This is a genomic window from Parahoeflea alexandrii (assembly GCF_027214025.1).
GTDB classification, from domain to species: domain Bacteria; phylum Pseudomonadota; class Alphaproteobacteria; order Rhizobiales; family Rhizobiaceae; genus Hoeflea; species Hoeflea alexandrii_A.
Map to the genome: position 1 here is coordinate 389,856 of NZ_JAPWHB010000005.1, position 14,556 is coordinate 404,411.

At 62.7% G+C, this 14,556-nt stretch carries 14 protein-coding genes; 10 read left to right on the plus strand and 4 right to left on the minus strand.

Features of this window, described 5'->3' with window-relative positions:
* Nucleotides 1-197 precede the first annotated feature (197 nt).
* Nucleotides 198-1,109, minus strand: coding sequence for a LysR family transcriptional regulator (locus O4H62_RS18235; RefSeq protein WP_269390011.1), 912 nt, complete (start codon nucleotides 1,107-1,109; stop codon nucleotides 198-200).
* A 237-nt stretch (nucleotides 1,110-1,346) separates the two neighbouring features.
* On the opposite strand from O4H62_RS18235, the gene O4H62_RS18240 reads away from it, so the two are divergent.
* Genes O4H62_RS18240 through glcF form a run of 4 tightly spaced genes read left to right on the plus strand, consistent with a single transcriptional unit; the run spans nucleotide 1,347 to nucleotide 5,877 of the window.
* Nucleotides 1,347-2,831 (plus strand): FAD-binding oxidoreductase, encoded by a 1,485-nt coding sequence (locus tag O4H62_RS18240; RefSeq protein ID WP_269390014.1) that lies wholly within the window; start codon nucleotides 1,347-1,349, stop codon nucleotides 2,829-2,831.
* Complete coding sequence (glcE, locus tag O4H62_RS18245) at nucleotides 2,828-4,045, plus strand: glycolate oxidase subunit GlcE (protein WP_269390020.1); 1,218 nt, start codon at nucleotides 2,828-2,830, stop codon at nucleotides 4,043-4,045. The genes O4H62_RS18240 and glcE overlap by 4 nt, the downstream gene beginning before the upstream one ends.
* A 53-nt stretch (nucleotides 4,046-4,098) precedes the next feature.
* Complete coding sequence (locus tag O4H62_RS18250) at nucleotides 4,099-4,476, plus strand: DUF4870 family protein (RefSeq protein ID WP_269390023.1); 378 nt, start codon at nucleotides 4,099-4,101, stop codon at nucleotides 4,474-4,476.
* 57 nt (nucleotides 4,477-4,533) lie between these two features.
* Entirely contained in the window at nucleotides 4,534-5,877 is a 1,344-nt protein-coding gene (glcF, locus tag O4H62_RS18255) for a glycolate oxidase subunit GlcF (protein WP_269390025.1), read from the plus strand.
* 117 nt (nucleotides 5,878-5,994) lie between these two features.
* Here glcF and O4H62_RS18260 read toward each other — a convergent pair whose 3' ends face one another.
* Nucleotides 5,995-6,705: a L,D-transpeptidase gene (locus O4H62_RS18260; protein WP_269390026.1), complete on the minus strand. Its 711-nt coding sequence runs from the start codon at nucleotides 6,703-6,705 to the stop codon at nucleotides 5,995-5,997.
* 182 nt (nucleotides 6,706-6,887) lie between these two features.
* On the minus strand, nucleotides 6,888-7,655 hold the full coding sequence (locus O4H62_RS18265; RefSeq protein ID WP_269390028.1) for a L,D-transpeptidase: 768 nt from the start codon (nucleotides 7,653-7,655) through the stop codon (nucleotides 6,888-6,890).
* A 238-nt stretch (nucleotides 7,656-7,893) separates the two neighbouring features.
* Here O4H62_RS18265 and O4H62_RS18270 point away from each other — a divergent pair, with 238 nt between their 5' ends.
* Nucleotides 7,894-8,529 carry a DNA-3-methyladenine glycosylase I gene (locus tag O4H62_RS18270; protein WP_269390030.1) on the plus strand — a complete coding sequence of 212 codons (636 nt, stop codon included), beginning with the start codon at nucleotides 7,894-7,896 and terminating at the stop codon, nucleotides 8,527-8,529.
* A complete protein-coding gene (locus tag O4H62_RS18275) occupies nucleotides 8,526-8,879 on the plus strand; it encodes a DUF1801 domain-containing protein (protein WP_269390031.1) in 354 nt (117 codons plus the stop codon). Before O4H62_RS18270 ends, O4H62_RS18275 begins: the two co-directional genes overlap by 4 nt.
* A gap of 2 nt (nucleotides 8,880-8,881) precedes the next feature.
* Here the strand turns inward: O4H62_RS18275 and O4H62_RS18280 are convergent, their stop codons facing one another.
* Complete coding sequence (locus O4H62_RS18280; RefSeq protein ID WP_269390032.1) at nucleotides 8,882-9,751, minus strand: DMT family transporter; 870 nt, start codon at nucleotides 9,749-9,751, stop codon at nucleotides 8,882-8,884.
* 426 nt (nucleotides 9,752-10,177) lie between these two features.
* On the opposite strand from O4H62_RS18280, the gene O4H62_RS18285 reads away from it, so the two are divergent.
* The 4 genes from O4H62_RS18285 (at nucleotide 10,178) to hisG (ending at nucleotide 14,238) form a co-directional block, all read left to right on the plus strand.
* A complete protein-coding gene (locus tag O4H62_RS18285; RefSeq protein WP_269390033.1) occupies nucleotides 10,178-10,633 on the plus strand; it encodes a BA14K family protein in 456 nt (151 codons plus the stop codon).
* 144 nt (nucleotides 10,634-10,777) lie between these two features.
* On the plus strand, nucleotides 10,778-12,418 hold the full coding sequence (gene hisS / locus O4H62_RS18290) for a histidine--tRNA ligase (protein WP_269390034.1): 1,641 nt from the start codon (nucleotides 10,778-10,780) through the stop codon (nucleotides 12,416-12,418).
* Nucleotides 12,419-12,424: 6 nt separating this feature from the next.
* On the plus strand, nucleotides 12,425-13,546 hold the full coding sequence (locus O4H62_RS18295; protein ID WP_269390035.1) for an ATP phosphoribosyltransferase regulatory subunit: 1,122 nt from the start codon (nucleotides 12,425-12,427) through the stop codon (nucleotides 13,544-13,546).
* Entirely contained in the window at nucleotides 13,543-14,238 is a 696-nt protein-coding gene (gene hisG / locus O4H62_RS18300) for an ATP phosphoribosyltransferase (protein ID WP_269390036.1), read from the plus strand. Before O4H62_RS18295 ends, hisG begins: the two co-directional genes overlap by 4 nt.
* Nucleotides 14,239-14,556 lie beyond the last annotated feature (318 nt).

Consider the following 14,556-nt stretch of genomic DNA (forward strand, 5'->3'; position numbering starts at 1 on the left):
TCGGGAAAGGTGGTCAATATTTTTATCCACTTTGCGACAAGTTTAGGTTGCCCGCCCCGGAAACGATAGGGTCCGCGACTGCTGGCTTGCTCGCCGGAACGTCGCATGAAGCTCGCCAGTGTCCGCTCAAGGGGGCTTTCCTGACTTGCAGGTGGTGTCCTTTGCGAAGGCCGGCCTGGGAACCCGTTGCTGTGAACTTACCTTTCGGCTTGGGTGGTGTCCCAGTAGGGCGTGGGACCGTATAGGTCCGCCAGATAGTCGATGAACAGCCTGACTTTGGCCGGCAGAAACCGGCGACTTGCATAGACCGCGTGAATGGCGACATTGCGCGACCCTTCGTAGGCGGGCAGCACCTGGATCAACCGGCCGTCGGCGAGTTCGGCGCCGATGTCCCATGTCGAGCGCAAGGCGATGCCGACGCCGCCAATGACGGCTTCGCGCACCACTTCGCTGGAATTGGTCTGCAACGGTCCGAGGGGCCGATGGAGCATCTGGCCCGGAGGACCTTCGAGTTTCCAGGAGTCGTTGTTGTGCGGCGCAAGGCAGATGTGGCGGTCGAGATCCTCTATGGTTTGCGGTGTTCCATGCCGCTTGAGATAGTCCGGTGAAGCCACCAGAATACGCCGAACCGGTGCAAGTTTTCGCGCAACCAGGCTTGAATCGCTCAATTCCGCGATCCGGATCGCCAGATCATAGCCATCTCCGACGATATCGACGAATTCGTCGCGCAACATCAGATTGACGCCCAGATCGGGATTGGCCTGCATGAAGGCGTTGATATGGGGCGCAATATGCATGCGTCCGAATGAGGTCGGGGCGGAGACCTTCAGGACGCCGTGCGCCAGCGCCGATCTGCGCGAGACAAACGCTTCTGCCTCTTCGATGCCTGCCAGGATCGCCACCACGCGCTCGTAAAAACCCTGGCCGGCTTCGGTAAGCGAAATCTGTCGGGTGGTGCGCTGCATCAGGCGCGTGCCGAGCCGGTCTTCGAGACGGCGCAGCCGTTTCGACACGACGGCAGGAGACAGCCCGAGTTCCCGCCCCGCCGCTGACATCGACCCGGCGGACACCACGCGGGCAAAAATCTCCAGGTCTCCCAGATTGTTCATGCCGGATCGTCTCTCCCCTGTGAGAACGTCATTCCTGTTGATACGCAAACATTGCCGTCGCGGATCATTTCTGCGTCACATCCGGTTTACAGAGTGATCGCCGTTTCCTCATATGGGATTCCGAGGTGCGATGTGAACCGCATTGCCGAAAGGCAATTTAAGTGGTAAACAAAAAATACCAGTTTGAGCTCGATCCTTGTGCTTCTGGCGCTGGTTCGAGATGCGAGGGAGGAAGCCATGTCGGAGTTGATTGCTTTTCTGGAGCCTGACCGTGCGGTCATTGACCGCCGTCCCGCGATCATTGCCGACCTCGCGGGCCTGCTGCCCGACAGCTGCCTGATAACCGAGGAGCGTGAACTTGTGCCCTTCGACACGGATGCCTTTGTGTCCTACCGGCGCATGCCTCTCGCCGTTGTTCTACCCGAAACTACGGCCCAGGTCGCGGCGGTTCTGAAATACTGCAACGACAATGCGATCCCCGTCATTCCGCGCGGGGCGGGTACGTCGCTGTCCGGAGGTGCGATCCCGCAGGAGGATGCCATCGTCATCGGTGTTTCCAAGCTCAACCGCATTCTCGAGGTGGACTTCCCCAACCGGGCGGCTGTCGTCCAGGCGGGGGTCACCAACATTTCCATCAGCCAAGCGGTGGATGCCGACGGTTTCTTCTACGCCCCCGACCCGAGCTCGCAGCTGGCCTGCACCATCGGCGGCAATATCGGCATGAATTCGGGCGGCGCCCATTGCCTCAAATACGGCGTCACCACCAACAATTTGCTTGGCGTCAAGATGGTCATGTTCGACGGCTCCATTGTCGAGATTGGCGGCAAGGCGCTGGACGCGGCGGGCTACGATCTGCTTGGCCTGATCTGCGGATCGGAAGGCCAGCTCGGCATCGTCACCGAGGCGACCGTCAGGCTGATCGCCAAGCCCGAGGGCGCCCGCCCGGTTCTGTTCGGCTTTGAAAGCTCGGTTGCCGCCGGCGCCTGCGTCACTGACATCATCGGCGCGGGCATCATTCCGGTCGCCATCGAATTCATGGACAAGCCGGCCATCGAGATCTGCGAGGCCTTTGCCCATGCCGGTTACCCGATGGATGTCGAGGCGCTGCTGATCGTCGAGGTCGAAGGCTCCGATGCCGAGATGGATGCCATGCTCGAACGCATCATCGAGATCGCCCGCAAGCACGGCGTCAAGACGATCAAGGAAAGTCAGTCTGCCACCGAGGCCGCGCTGATCTGGAAAGGTCGAAAGTCGGCCTTTGGCGCCACCGGCCGCATCGCCGACTATATCTGCATGGACGGCACCGTGCCGCTCGGGCAATTGTCGCATGTGCTCGAGAAGACCTCCGAGATCATCGACCGCTACGGATTGCGCGTCGCCAACGTGTTTCATGCCGGCGACGGCAACATGCATCCGCTGATCCTGTTCGATGCCAATGATCCGGAAGAAAGCCTGAAGGCCGAGATGGCCGGCAATGACATTCTCAAGCTCTGTGTCGATGCTGGCGGCTGCCTGACCGGGGAACACGGCGTCGGCATCGAAAAGCGCGATCTGATGCGTCACCAGTATTCCGATGCCGATCTGGCCCAGCAGATGCGGGTGCGCGCTGCCTTCGATCCGAAATGGATCCTCAATCCATCCAAGGTGTTTCCGCTCGATCGCCGAAACGGCTCCCAACCGGGCAACCAGAGTGCTGCCGGCGATGACAGGACAGCAGCATGAGCACGACCGATATCCAGTATCCCGGCAGCGAGGAAGAGATCGCCCGGATCGTGCTCGAGGCGAGCGAGGCGCGCCGTCCCATCGAGGTCAGGGGAGGCGGCACTCGGCTCGATCTCGGCCGTCCCGTGCAATCCTCCTCGGTTCTGTCGGTGGCCAGGTTGAGCGGGATCACCAATTACGATCCCTCCGAACTGGTGATGGCCGCCCGCGCAGGCACGCCGCTCGCCGAAATCGAGGCGGCGCTGGCGCAAAACAACCAGATGCTGACCTTCGAGCCGATGGATCATCGTCCGCTTCTTGCCGCCAGCGGCGAGCCGACCATAGGCGGCGTCTTTGCCGGAAACGTCTCCGGCCCGCGCCGGATTTCCGCAGGCGCGGCGCGCGACAATCTCTTGGGCGTCCGTTTCGTCAACGGCTCCGGCGAAATCGTCAAGAGCGGCGGCCGGGTGATGAAGAACGTCACCGGCCTCGATCTGGTCAAGCTGATGGCCGGCTCCTGGGGCACGCTCGGGGTGCTGAGCGAAGTCATCTTCAAGGTGCTGCCGCGGCCGGAAACGGCCGTCACCATCGCCGTCTCCGGGCTCAACGATGCCGAAGCCGCCGAAGCCATGGCCGCCGCACTTGCGATGTCGGTCGAGGTCTCCGGAGCGGCGCACCTGCCCGAGAGCGTCATCAACAAATTTGCCGGCGGCAGTCTGAAGGGCGGCCCGGCAACGGTTCTGCGGCTTGAGGGGCTGACCCCCTCGGTCGAGGTGCGCACCGGACGGCTGGTCGCGGAAATGAGCCGCCGAGGCACGATATCGGTGTTGGAAGGCGATGTCTCCGCCGGCCTCTGGCGCGATATCCGGGACGTGACGCCTTTCGCGGATGGCACCAGCAAGCCTGTCTGGAAAGTGTCGGTGGCGCCATCCGCCGGCCATCAGCTGGTCGCGGCCCTGCGGCTCAAGACCGGCGTCGATGCCTTCTACGACTGGCAGGGCGGCTTGGTCTGGCTGCGCATGGAAGCCGACTCGGAAGCCGATCTGGTTCGCCAGTACCTCAAGGCGCTGGGCGGTGGCCATGCCACCCTTGTCCGGGCGGATGCCGCCACCCGTGCCTCCGTTCCGGTGTTCGAGCCGCAGCCAAAGCCGCTTGAGGCCCTGGCGCGGCGGATCAAGGATCAGTTCGATCCGGCCGGTGTGCTCAATCCGGGACGCATGACCGTCGGAATGTGATAGTCTTTCGGACTTTTAGGGAAATGCAAACTCTTCCGAACAAGGAGCAGGCAATGAGCAATCCGGATCAATCCCCCCAACCCCGCCAGACCGACCGCTGGCTCGAGCCCGGCAAGACCAATCTGCAGGTGATCTACATCCTGTATCTCGCAAGTTTCGTCATCGGAGTGACCGGACTTGTCGGCATCGTGCTGGCCCATCTCAATCGCGGCAAATCTGAAGCCTGGCTCGAAAGCCATTACACCTGGGCGATCCGCACCTTCTGGCTCGGAATGCTTGGCGCCTTTGTCAGCGCGCTGCTGATGATTGTCGTGATCGGCATGCTGACCATGCTTCTGGTCGCACTCTGGGTCATCATCCGCACCGTGGTCGGGTTGCAGAAGCTCGGACGCAACGAACCCATCGACAATCCGCAAAGCTGGCTGCTCTGAGAGACACGCGTTCCGGCCGGCGGCACATACTTCTGAAGATTCCAGGGAATTCGCGACATGCAGACCAATTTTACCGCCGAGCAGCTCTCTGATCCCGGTGTCGCCGAATCCGAGAAGATTCTCAGGAAATGCGTCCATTGCGGTTTCTGCACCGCGACATGCCCGACCTATGTCACGCTCGGCAACGAGCTCGACAGCCCGCGCGGCCGGATCTACCTGATCAAGGACATGCTGGAAAACAACCGCCCGGCTGATGCGCAGGTAGTCACCCATATCGACCGCTGCCTGTCGTGCCTGGCCTGCATGACCACGTGCCCCTCCGGCGTCAATTACATGCATCTGGTCGACCACGCCCGCGCCCATATCGAGAAGACCTACAAGCGGCCCTTGATGAACCGCATCACCCGCGGGCTGCTGGCGCTGGTGCTGCCCTATCCGGGACGTTTCCGCGCTTCGCTCCATGCCGCCCGTCTTGGCAGGCCGTTCGCGCCCTTATTCAAGGCATTGCCGGGCCTCAAGCCGATGGCGGCGATGCTGGAGCTTGCCCCGGCTTCCGTGCCTCAACCGTCGAAATATGCAATGCCGGGGTCCCATGCCGGCACAGGTGAAAAGCGCGGCAAGGTCGCCATCCTCACCGGCTGCGCCCAGCCGGTGCTCAAGCCTGGCATCAACGAGGCGACGATCCGCCTCTTGAACCGGATCGGCGTCGAGGTGGTGGTGCCCGAAGGCGAGGGCTGCTGCGGCGCGCTGGTCCATCACATGGGCCGCGAGCATGATGCGCTCGATGCGGCGCGCAACAATGTCGATGCCTGGACGCGGGCGATCGACAATGGCGGACTCGATGCCATCATCATCACCGCCTCGGGCTGCGGCACCACCATCAAGGACTACGGCTACATGCTGCGCGAGGATCCGGCCTATGCGGCAAAGGCGGCCCGCGTCTCCGAGCTTGCCAAGGACATCACCGAGTATCTGGCAGGCATCGAGATGCCGGCCCCGGTCAATGGCGCCAGCATGGTCGTAGCCTATCACTCGGCCTGTTCGATGCAGCACGGCCAGAAGATTGCCACCCAGCCCAAGGCGCTATTGAAGGCGGCTGGCTTTACCGTCAAGGATCCGCCGGAAGGCCATCTGTGCTGCGGTTCGGCCGGCACCTACAACATCATGCAGCCCGAGATCGCCCGGACGTTGCGCGACCGCAAGGTCAAGAACATCGAGCGCACAAACCCGGACCTGATCGCAACCGGCAACATCGGCTGCATGACCCAGATTGCCGGCGGAACCGACATCCCGATCATCCACACGGTTGAGCTGCTTGACTGGGTCTATGGCGGCGAGAAGCCCGCGGGCCTGCCCGATAGTGCCGGGACGAAGGCCCGGTCACTGCAAGCCGCGGAGTGACATCGCCTCGACCGGGCTGAACCTGCTTGAGCGGGCAGCCATCTGACAAATGAAAAGGCGGCACCTTTCGCGCGCCGCCTTGTGCATTTGGTGTTTGTCTTGGAGCCTGGACCGGCTTCAGCCGCCAAACAGGGTCCCGAAGAGGTCCATCCCGCGATCGGTGTAATGCTTCTCGGCGCCCTCGCCGTTGGGCCCGATCACGATCACCTTGGAGCCAACGCCGGCGCGGTCATAGAGATGCTTGACATCGTCGTTCATCATCCGGATGCAGCCCGACGACATGTTCAGGCCGATGGTCCAGGGTTGATTGGTGCCATGGATGCGGAAAATGGTGTCGCGTCCGCCCTTGTAGAGATACATGGCCCGTGCGCCGAGCGGGTTGTTGATCCCGCCTTTCACGTAGGATGGAATGTTCCGGCCTTTCCGGCGCTCACGTGCGATCATGCTCGCCGGCGGACGCCAGTCCGGCCATTCCGCCTTGCGCCCGACCTTGACCGTTCCCGACCAGCCGAAGCCCTCGCGTCCGACACCGACGCCATACCGTGTGGCGCGATCCTTGCCTTCAACATAGTAGAGATACTTGGTGCTGGTATCGATGATGATGGTGCCGGGCTTCTCGTTGGTCTTGAGCCTGACCTTCTTGCGCATGAACTCAGGCTTCGGCTTCTTCGACTGCGCCACCTGAACGACCGGCAAGGTCGTGCCGGATGCTGCGGGCGCGGCGGAACGCGGCATGGCCGATGCATCCGTCTGCGCTGGCGCGACAAGCAATGCCAGGGCGCTGGCCGCAATGATGGCAAATCGGGTTGAAAAGCGTGGCAATGTCATGGTTTCCCCTCGTTCATACTTTAGCGCTCGGTCACAAAGGTACCATCGATTCGCATGGGATCAACCGTTTGAAAGGTTAAAACGGCAACCGGTTCTAAAGAAAAATGAAATGCCCGGCGCCGGTGGTATGCCGGGCCGGGCTCTACGTATTGCTATAATATTGGCCGCAAATCAGACGGTGATCACATCACGATAACCTTGGCGCCGACCTTGGCATGTTCATAAAGTTCAGTGACGTCTTCATTGCGCATCCGGATGCAGCCGGACGAGACGGCCTTGCCGATTGTCCAGGGCTGGTTGGTGCCATGGATCCTGTACAGCGTCGAACCGAGATAAAGTGCCCGCGCACCGAGCGGGTTTTCCGGGCCGCCGACCATGTGCACCGGCAGAATCCGGCCTTCCTTTTCGCGCACCCGCTTGATCATCTCCGCCGGCGGACGCCAGTCCGGCCATTCCGCCTTGCGGCTGATCTTTTCGGTGCCGCTCCAGGCGTGGCCTTCCTTGCCGACGCCAACGCCGTAGCGCCGCGCCTGGCCATCACCCATGACGTAATAGAGGTGCCGCTCGCTGGTGTTGATGATGATCGTGCCGGGCTTCTCGCTGCCGGTATAGGAGACAGTCTGCGGCAGGAAGCGCGGATCGATCTGGTTTGCCGGTTTCGGTTTCACCCGCGGCGCGGCAAGCGACACGTTGGTCACCCGGCGAGGCTCGGCCCGCTGCATCCGTGGCTGGGTTGCCGCCTGGCGCGCGGCTCTCGGCTGGGTCCGGTAGACGATACCGCCACGCGGTGCCGCCTGGCCGCCAAGCTGCATCACCCAGGGGGCTGTCAGATCCGGGCTCAGCACCACGGGCGGACGCTGGCCATAGCGGTCGCCGGCATTGGTTGGGGAGGAGAACGCGGCAAGGCTCAACGCCGCGCCGGACAGGAGAAGAAGAGCAAGCTGTTTCATCGGACGCACCAAATACCTTTCGTCTGATTACGCGAGGCTCCATTGCCGGCACGCGCCGATGGACCTGGCTTCCGGGATTCATGCTGCGGCAGCGGTGGAATCAATTGGTGAATCCGCGTCAATAAAATGCCCGTTTGCGTGGAAACCTCTTCTTAGGGTTATCGCCGCCTTGCCAAACGCGGTGAACGACCGCTTAATTGCCCTTGATTCCCGATTAACCATGATGACGAGCGGTTCCATGGCGCATGAAAACGGCCTGATCACCGGTGAAGACGGCCGCACCCGCTGCTTCTGGCCCGGCAATCTCCCCGACTATCTGGCTTATCATGATGCCGAGTGGGGCCGGCCTGTGACAGACGACACAAGGCTGTTCGAGAAGATCTGTCTGGAGGGTTTTCAGTCCGGCCTGTCCTGGCTCACCATCCTGCGCAAGCGCGAAAATTTCCGCGCCGCCTTTGCCGGCTTCGATTTCCGCAAGGTCGCCCGCTTTGACGAGGCGGATATCGAGCGGCTGGTCGCCGACAAGGGCATCGTCCGCCACCGCGGCAAGATCGTCTCGACCATCAACAATGCGGCCCGCGCCATCGAGATGGTGGAGGAGTTCGGTTCTCTTGCTGCCTATTTCTGGTCCCACGAGCCAGGCCCCGACGAGCGGCCCGAAACGGTGGATTACGCCACCCTGACCGCCAACCCGACGACGGCGGTATCAACCCGCATCTCGAAGGACCTGAAAAAACGCGGCTGGAGTTTTGTCGGCCCGACGACGGTCTACGCCTTCATGCAGGCGATGGGACTGGTCAACGACCATCTCGAGGGCTGCTGCTGCCGCAACGAGATCGAGACCCTGCGCAATGCACTGGTGCGTCCCGCGTGACCCCTGACGACCTCAAGTCCATGATCCGTCGGGTCGCCGCGGCGACACCGGAGATCGGGCCGCTGGAGGAAAGCCTCAAATGGGGCGAACAGAGTTTTACCCCGGCCAGACGCAATGTCGGCAGTTCTGTCCGGATCGCTGAGCGCAACGATGGCGGCCTGGCGCTGATGTTCATCTGCCACACCAATCTGGTCGACGAGTTCCGGGACCTTTATCCCGATGCTCTCAACTATGAAGGCAACCGCGCCATTCTGATTGCCGCCGACGCCGCGCCGGATCGCGAAGCGCTTGCGCACTGCATCGCCCTGGCGCTCACCTACAAGCTGCGCAAGCGGCAGAAACCGGCCTGAAGTCACACCCGCTTTTGCTTTGCGATGATTGCCAATGCGACACCGCCGAGAATGAGGACGGACGAGACCACAAGCCGCAGCGTCCATCCTTCGCCAAGCAGCAGGGAGCCGCCGGCCGCCGCGATCACCGGCACCGTCAGTTGCACGATCGCGCCCTGCGTTGCGCCGATCTGACGGAGCACCCGGTACCACAGCGCGTAGCCCAGGCCCGAGGTAACCGCGCCGGAGACAAGCGCCAGCACCACGCCAATCGCGCTGGCATGAACCGGCAGTCGCGCCAAAAGCACGGCGCCAAAGAGCGGAATGATGAAGGCGACCGAGCGCATGAAATTGTCGGCCGTCGCCTTCAGCGGATCCGGCAGCCCGCGCCCTCTGAGCGAATAGACGCCCCAGGCAATCCCCGACAGAGCCATCAGGGCCGCCGCCAGCGGATCGGGCGCCGACAGGCCAGGCGACACCAGCCAGACGAAGGCGCCGAAGGCTGTCAGCAGTCCCAGCCACTCCAGCCGTGAAGGCCGGTCGCCTTCCATCAGGGCCCGGCCGATCATCGTCGCCTGAACGCAGGCAAACAGGATCAGCGCGCCAACCCCGGTGTCGAGCGCCACATAGGCGTAGGAAAATGCCACCGCATAGGCAAACAACGCCAATGCCGAAGCCCAGGAGCCTGACTGCAGGCGCGGCGAGCGGCTTGCCCCGGTGCCGGTGACAGCAACCAGAAGCGCCAGCATGACGGCTCCGCTCGCCAGCCGAACCGCCGAATAGCTCGCCGGATCGATCAGCGCCGCCTCGCCCGAACCGATCGCCATGCGCCCGAGAACCGAATTGGCCGCGAAGGCGATCATGGTCAGGCTGGTGAGTAGAAGCAGTGGCAAGGACGGTCTGCTTTCGCGAGAAGAGGGAAGGCAAAGAACACCTATTGCCCGATTGCCGTTGCCTGTCGATCCGGCCCGGTGATTTCCACAGGCCCGATGATTTCGACAGGCCCGTTGATTTCGACAGGAAGGTCTTGCCATGCCAAACCGGGTCTTTTCTGAATGCCGGATGAATGGAAGGTTCAGCGGGAGTTCAAACCGGCAGCGCTATGGTGATCCCCGATGTGACCTGAACCAAAAAGGGAAGGGCATATCGAGGCTCCGGGAGACGGATCGATTTCGCGCCGGTTTGTAATAGTCCGGCTTGCCCCCGGGGCCATGGCACTTCGCAGTGATGCGAATCGCCAACTGCCGAAGGAACCATCACCCGGTCACCGCGTTGACAACGTGAAGGGCCAATTTGTGATCCTGCATGAGGAGTATGGAATGTTTAGCAATTTGATGAAATCCATCGTGACGGCCTCGTTCTGCCTGGCGGCGCTCGCCCCCGCAAGCGCTGCGCCGATGATGGTGCAGAAACCGGCCGTCGAGATGACAAGCAATTCCGGTCTGGTCGAGGTTCAGTACCGCGACGGGCGCCGTGATAACAGGCGCGGTTTCTACCGCCACAACCACCGCGGATACTACAACGGCCATCGCGGCTATCGCCACAAGCGCCACGGCTATCGCCATTACAATGGCTACTGGTTTCCGCCGTCAGCCTTTTCCTTCGGCGTGATCATCGGCGGCAACAACCGCGGCAGTGTCGGAGTCCGTCCGGGCTACACCAACCCGCAGCATGTCCGCTGGTGCCACAACAAGTATCGATCCTACGATCAGCGGAGCAACACGTTCCAGCCCTATCACGGGCCGCGCCGCGAATGCCGCTCGCCTTACTATTGAGGCCTGACGTAAAATGTGAGCACGGGTGAGGGCATGGATTGACCGGTCCTCGCCCCGCACGCTACCAGCCAAGCCTTGCAGCAAAAGGGCCTGTCGGTTAGGAGAAGCGCAACAAAACGTTTCTCCTGCCGCAGGCCCTTTTCCATGTCCGACAAGAAGCAAAAGAAGCCCCAGAAACTGAAAGCCCGTCTGGCGCGCGGTTTTCCCGACCGGTCCTCGGCCGATATCCGCGCCACCGACCAGATGATGGGCAAGATCAGGCTGGTCTACGAGCGCTTCGGTTTCGAACCCGTTGAGACCCCTTTTGTGGAATACACCGATGCGCTGGGAAAGTTCCTGCCCGACCAGGACCGGCCCAACGAAGGCGTGTTCTCGTTCCAGGATGATGACGATCAATGGCTGTCGCTGCGCTATGACCTGACCGCGCCGCTGGCCCGCCACGTCGCAGAGAATTTCAACGACATCCAGCTGCCCTACCGCACCTATCGCGCCGGCTGGGTGTTCCGCAACGAAAAGCCCGGCCCCGGCCGCTTCCGCCAGTTCATGCAGTTCGACGCCGACATCGTCGGCGCGCCCGGCGTCCAGGCGGATGCCGAAATGTGCATGATGATGGCCGACACCATGGAAGCGCTCGGCATCAAGCGCGGCGACTACGTCATCCGCGTCAACAACCGCAAGGTGCTCGACGGCGTGATGGAGGCCATCGGCCTCGGCGGTGACGAGAATGCGGCGCGCCGCCTCACCGTGCTCCGCGCCATCGACAAGCTGGATAAATTCGGCATCGAGGGTGTCAAGTTGCTGCTCGGTCCGGGACGTTGGGACGGCGGCAAGGAAGGCGAGGGGGACTTTGCAGCAGGCGCTGGGTTGAGCGATTTCGCGGCAGATCGCATGATTGGTTTTATCACAGAAGCATTGGAAATATCCAAGCTCGCAAAAGCATACTCAAAGAACTCAGGTTATTCAGGCAATCCGAAGCTGGTTTCCGCCGCTATTGAGGAGCTATCCAAGTATGTTGCTCCAAAAAGCAGCGGCGGTGACGGTGTTGAAGAATTAAGAGCAATTGCTGAACTGGTCAGTGCTGCGGGTTATGATGACGGTCGCGTTTCCGTCGACCCCTCCGTCGTCCGCGGCCTCGAATATTACACCGGCCCGGTCTTCGAAGCCGAACTCCTGTTCGATGTCACCAACGAGAAGGGCCAGAAGGTCCAGTTCGGTTCGGTTGGCGGCGGCGGCCGCTATGATGGCCTGGTCTCGCGCTTCATGGGCCAGCCGGTGCCGGCAACCGGTTTCTCCATCGGCGTCTCGCGGCTGATGACGGCGCTCAAGAACCTCGGCAAGCTCTCCGGCGAGGCGGCTTCCGGCCCGATCCTGGTGACCATCATGGATCGCGACCGCATCGGCGATTACGCCCGAATGGCGCAGGAGCTTCGGACCGCTCTCAACCCGCTGGATGGAGACGGTCAGCCGCTCGGCCCGACCATCCCGGTCGAGCTGTTCCAGGGCAATCCGAAGGATTTCCCCAAGCAGCTCCGCTACGCCGACCGTCGCGGCTCGCCCATCGCCATCATTCAGGGCGGCAACGAGAAAGAGGCCGGCAAGCTCATCGTCAAGGACCTGATCGAGGGCAAGCGCATCGCCGAGACCATCACCGACAATGCCGAATGGCGCGAAGCCAAGGCCGGCGAGCATCTGGTCGACGAGGCCGATCTGGTCATCACCGTCAAGCGCGTCCTTGCCGAGCAGGCCTCCGATGCTGCGCTCGATGCTTCAAACGGGCAGGGCTGAGAGATCATGCCTGAGGCCGGACTTCCAGATTTTGCCGCCGACCTTGCTCGCGCGCTCGATGCGCTTGAAGCGCCGCGCGTCGACATTCCGGTGATCCAGCCGGCCGAGCCGTTTCTCGACATGGCTGGCGAGGATCTGCGCCGCCGCATTTTTTTGACCGAGAGCGAAACCGGCGAAAGCCTCTGCCTGAGGCCGGAATTCACCATCCCGGTGTGCCGCGCCCATATTGCAGAAAACGTCGCCACCCCGCGCCGCTACTCCTATCTCGGCCAGGTTTTCCGCCAGCGCCGCGAAGGCGGCAACGAATTCTACCAGGCCGGGGTCGAGGATCTCGGCGAACCCGATGAAGCCCGCGCCGATGCCCGCGCGGTTTCCGAAGCCCGGTCGCTGATCGCGCAACTTACCCCCGGAGCGGATCTCAAGATCATTCTCGGCGACCAGTCGGTGTTCGAGGCGGTGGTCGCCGGTCTCGGCCTTCCCGCAGGCTGGCAGAAGCGGCTGATCCACGCCTTCGGCAATGGGCCGGCGCTGGATGCGATGATCGCCCGCCTGGCCAATCCCGACGCGTCGGCCCAGCCCGATGCCTCAGTGGCAGGCTTCCTGGCGCGCGGCGACGTTGCTGGGCTTGAGGCGCATATCGAACAGGTGATGCAGGAAACCGGCTACTCCACCCATGCCAGCCGCTCGCCCGCCGAGATTGCCGCCCGGCTGATCGGCAAGCAGGCGCTCGACGCCACGCGGCTGTCTCCCGGCGCGCTCGATGCGCTCAAGGCATTTCTGGCGCTTGACGTGGCGTTTGATCGCGCTGCGCCGGCACTTTCGGATTTCGCGCGGCACGCCGGTCTCGACATCAGCCTGGCGCAGCAGGCCTTCGAGGCCCGTCTCGACGCGCTGTCCGAGCGCGGCGAGGATCTGTCCTCGATCCGCTGGCGCGCCGCCTTTGGTCGTCCGCTGGACTACTACACTGGTCTTGTGTTCGAGATTTCCGCAGGCGCCCACAATCTGGTTCTCGCCGGCGGCGGACGCTATGACCGGCTGATGGAACTGCTTGGGGCGCAAGAGCCGATCCCCGCCGTGGGATTTTCGCTCTGGCTCGACCGGATTGAAAGCGTGAGGGCCGGCAAATGACATTGACCGTTGCGCTGCCATCCAAGGGCCGCATGAAGGACGACGCCATTGCCGTGTTCGCCCGTGCCGGATTGACCGTGTCGGCAATCGGCAATGATCGCAGCTATCGTGGCCGGATTGACGGGATCGACGATGTCGAGGTGGCGTTCCTCTCGGCCTCCGAGATTGCCCGCGAGGTCGGCGCCGGCGCGGTCGATTTCGGCGTCACCGGCGAGGACCTGGTGCGTGAAAGCCTGGCCCGCGCCGATGAGCGGGTGGAAATCACCGCCCGGCTCGGCTTCGGCAATGCCGATGTGGTGGTCGCCGTGCCCGATATCTGGAAGGATGTCGATAGCATGGCCGATCTCGGCGACGTGGCCGCGGACTTCCGCTCGCGCCATGGACGCCGTCTGGCGATCGCCACCAAGTACTGGCGGCTGACGCAGAGTTTCTTCTCGACCCGCCACGGCATCCAGCTTTACCGGATCGTCGAAAGCCTCGGCGCCACCGAAGGCGCACCGGCCTCGGGTGCTGCCGATATCATCGTCGACATCACCACGACTGGGTCGACGCTGAAAGCCAATCATCTGCGAATCCTGTCGGATGGCGTCATTCTGAGATCCGAGGCGTGCCTGGTGCGGGCGCGCAAGCCCGGCCATGATGATGATCCGCGCGTTGCCGCCCTGATCGAGGCTGTGCGATCCGCAGGCTGATCCGGCTGAATTGCCTTCATAAAAAAGAAAGGCCGCCTCGCGAGGAGGCGGCCGCGGCGACAGAGGATCGGGAACCCTGTCTGCCAAGTCTGTCGCAGGGCGTCAGATCGGGGCGACATTCCTGCGACGTATTGGTCTTTACGCGCGGGCCGTCCGTCCGGATCACCGCCCGGCTCGGCGGCTCAGGAAATATTTTCGGCTTGCTCCGCGACCCACTTGCGTTCCCGCCGCGTTGAGGCAATGTTCTTAAACCCGGGAAAGACCCGGCCTGCACGCGTCCTTCGCGCCCCTCGGCTCCGGTTCGACCGGACCCGGGCG